The organism is Bradyrhizobium sp. Crot121, assembly GCF_059512385.1.
In genome coordinates this window covers 1-1,308 of the sequence record NZ_JCAMOR010000244.1, presented here as the reverse complement: position 1 = coordinate 1,308, position 1,308 = coordinate 1, and the positions used below count along the sequence as shown (strand labels likewise).

General features: G+C 56.7%; 1 protein-coding gene. It reads left to right on the top strand.

Features of this window, described 5'->3' with window-relative positions; all coding sequences use genetic code 11:
• Window positions 1–415: 415 nt before the first annotated feature.
• Window positions 416–1,308: IS4/Tn5 family transposase DNA-binding protein (locus AC5ZGW_RS46300; RefSeq protein WP_496114172.1), on the top strand; the 893-nt coding region annotated here is incomplete at its 3' end.

Sequence of the window (1,308 nt, the reverse complement as noted above, 5' to 3'; positions counted from 1 at the left end):
CTCGGATTTTTAGCTGCAACTTCCGGACTTGGGCGAAGCCCAAGACTCGCGCGAAGCGCGAGCCGGAAGTTGCAGCTAAAAATCCGAGGCGACGTTTACATCAGCATATATCCTGCCGCCGCCGCCGCCGGCGGCGCAGCTGGCGCGGAGCCTTCGGCATAGCGCAGCGCCAGCTGCCGTCACGGGTGACAGGTGAAGGCGAACTCGGAGGGCGTCTTCCATCCGAGCTGCGAGTGTGGTCGTGCATCGTTGTACAACAAGGCTCAAGAACGCCCACAGGACGTAAGCATCCGGTGAGGCTTTCAATTACCCATAACTTTGACCACTCGGGTTGATCCGCTGATCGGCGAAATCTTGAATCGAAAGAATCACTTGTGATTCCTTTCTGAGCACCTGATTCGCGAGAGGGTGCTTTATGGGGCTGAGACTAAGGGATCGATCGGCAAAAGGCTGTTTGCGGTCTTTGGAAGGTGAATGTTGGATTGATCGAGAGAGTAGTGGATGCGAGTTTAGGGACGCGCGGCTCGGCGACAGATTCCGCAAACTGCTCACGCAGATTGGAAGCGCCATGGGACAAAGCATTCCGCTCGTCTGCCAGGATTGGGCGAATACCAAGGCAGCCTACCGCTTCTTCTCCAATGACCGGGTCAGCGAAGCGGACATTCTGGCCGGCCATTTCCAATCGACACGTGATCGTGCCGCCGCCACTGAAGGTCTCGTTCTTGTGCTGCACGATACAACCGAGTTCAGCTATCAACGCGAGAAGTCAGAAGCGATCGGCATCACCAAGAGCATCAACAGTGGACGGGATAAGGCGGGTCGCCTCAGATCGCACACGGTTTGCGGCATCCTGATGCATTCGAGCCTCGCGGTTACAATCGAGGGGGTGCCGCTGGGGTTGGCGGCCGTTAAGTTCTGGACCCGGAAGAAATTCAAGGGGACGGCAGCGCTTAAAAAGAAGATCAATCCGACCCGGATTCCCATCGAGAAAAAGGAAAGCGTGCGGTGGTTAGAAAATCTCAAGCAGTCTACGCAACTGTTGGATCATCCGGGACGATGCATCCATATTGGTGATCGCGAGAGTGACATCTACGAGCTGTTTTGCGCAGCACAGGAGACCGGAACTCATTTCCTGATCAGGACCTGCGTCGACCGCTTGGCTGGAGACGGAGATCACACGATCGCCGACGAAATGGACGAGGTCGCCGTCAAAGGGCTCCATCGCATCGACGTCAGAGACAGCAACGGCGATCCCGACCAGGCCGTTCTTGAGATCAGGTATCGCAAGATTCGCGTCCTGCCGCCGAT